Raw genomic sequence first — 2,348 nt, 5'->3', positions numbered from 1 at the left:
TCGGCGGGCAGCGTCCGGTGCGTCGGCACCGAGAGCCGCAGCGTGCCCGGCACCCGGTCCGGCGGCGGGCCCGGCGGCGCGGCCGGCGGGGCGCCGGGCGGCACGTACGGCCGCGCCACCGTGTCGTGCGCGAACCGCACCGAGGGCTGCTCGCCCGGCCCCTCGTACAGGTCCAGCGCCAGCTCGGCCGGTATCTCGAAGACCTCGCTGCGCTGCCCGGCGCCGCTGCCGATGAACAGCTGGTCGTGGCCGACCGCCGACTGCGCGCTGTTGTCGTGCCGCACCTGGTGGCCGCGCACGTAGTCCCCGGTGCCGCCCAGTGTCCACGAACCGCGCGGCAGCCCGAGCGACCCGCCCGCGCCGTACGACAGCCCGTACGACGAACCCCGGTGGTCGGTGCCCGCCGCCGACAGCGACGCCACGCCCATGCCCTGGATGTCCGGCAGCACCCGGGTGTGCGTGCTCGGACCAGCGCCCCGCACCGCGCTCAGCACCAGCCGCACCCGGCGCGCCCCGGTCGCCGTCGGGATCTCCAGGAACAGCGAGTGACCGCCGTCCACCATGGCGTCCGCGGCGGCCCGCTGCCCCACCTCCGAGCGGCCCTGCTCGAACCGCCGCAGGTTGTTCAACTGCGCCTGCACCAGCGCCTCGTCGGGCAGCACCCGGGTGCGCTTCTGGGTGTCACCGGGCAGGAACCCCTCCCGCCGCAGCCAGTTCTCGGCGGACGTGAACAGCGGCGCGGCACCCTCCACCCCCAGCGGCGTCACCGTGGTGCCCACCGACCGCAGATGCTCCAGCTCGGCCGGCAGCCGCCGCAGCTCCGCGGCCGACGGTACGTGGCCCCGGGCGTCCTCGGCGGCCAGCAGCCGCAGATGCATGCCGCCCGGCCAGGCGTCCGACGCGAACTCCCGCCGCCCGCCGCCCGGCAGATGCAGCACCAGCGTGTGCCGCACCGTGGCCGGGGCCAGCAGATGGCTGCGGTTGGTGCGCACCGCGTGCATCAGCGCCGTACTGCCGCTCTGCACCAGGTCCTCGTGCGTCCCCGCCTGCGCGGCCAGCCGCCCCAGCACACCGCCGCCGGGCCGGCGCGACGCGTCCGGATGCCCCTGCGCGCGGTCCGCGGTGAGCGCCGGACCGGCGCTCCCGGACAGCGTCAGCCCGCTGCTGAACCGCGACTGCGAGTCCAGCTTCACCACCTGCGTCAGATGACTCTCCAGGTTGATCTTCCCGGCCACGCTGCGCCGCAGCGGCGGACCCACCGCCACCTCGGTACGCAGCTGGAACATGCCGATCGCCCGCCCCGCCGTGTCCAGCAGCACCGGCGAGAACACCCCCCGGTCGCGCTGCATCGGCAGCGTCCCCCGCAGCAGCGGCTCCGACAGGAACGTCTCCAGCTCCGCCGCCGAGTCGTCGTCCAGCGCGCCCAGTTCCGCACCGAAGAAGGACAGCGCCTCCGCGAGCAGCCGCTGCGGTTCCGCCACCGTGTCCACACCCCACACCGGCAGGTCGTCCAGGTCGGCCGCCTCCGGCAGGTCGCCCTCCTCGTCCCGGGCCAGGTGCTGCGGGAACCAGAACGTCACCGGCCCGTGCGTCCGCGGCGCCCCCCAGGTGACCGGCGGGGCCAGCCGCGGGGTGTCCACCCGCACCTCCCACGCCGCCTGGAAGTCGTACGGCTCGGAGGGCTCGTTGCTGCGCTGCGCCGACGTCGTCTGCACCACCGTCGTCACCGACGACGTCGACGAGAGCTGGTTCAGCGTCATCGCCAGCGTCAGTGCCACGTCGACCCCGCGCACCGGGATCGCCCGGGTCACCGGGAACAGCCCGGTCCAGGGCAGCAGCAGGGTACGCACCGTGCCCGACGCCTCCGCCGACACCGACTCCTGCGTACCGATGCCGCGCCGCTCCACCCGTACGTCCCGCTCGGCGCCCTCCGCCTGCCCGTAACGGGCCGCCGCCACCGGGTTCGCCAGCCGCATCCGCAGATCGACCGTCCGGTCCCGGCCGGCCACCCGCAGGGTGATCCGGAACCCCAGACTCCCGCGTAGATACGGCAGGTTGAGCACCAGCTGCTCACCGCTCGCCACGGTCCGCAACTGCTCCCGCACCGGATGCGTGCCGGGCGCGTGCGCCAGCCCCAGCGCCGTCATCACCTGCTCGTGCAGCCCGTCGACCACCGCCGGCGGCAGCGGTTCCAGGTACACCAGGCCGACATTGCCGTCGAGGTGGGCACCGTAGGCGAGCACGTAGGTCGAGGACGGCGCCGGCACCGGTGTGGGTGCGTGTGAGGTGGGCCAGGTGGGGGGTTGGGTGGCGGGGAGGGGGGTGGTGTCGGGGTCGGTGGGGGTGGG

General features: G+C 75.1%; 1 pseudogene. It reads right to left on the bottom strand.

Annotation, left to right across the window (positions count from 1 at the left end):
• Positions 1-2,267 (bottom strand): annotated as a pseudogene (locus ACTT8P_RS38150) (hypothetical protein); the annotation flags it as partial.
• Positions 2,268-2,348 lie beyond the last annotated feature (81 nt).

The sequence above is a fragment of the Streptomyces sp. JW3 genome, from assembly GCF_052216785.1.
Classification (GTDB): Bacteria; Actinomycetota; Actinomycetes; order Streptomycetales; family Streptomycetaceae; genus Streptomyces.
The sequence above is the reverse complement of the archived record's forward strand: the minus strand, read 5'-3'. Positions and strand labels throughout refer to the sequence as shown.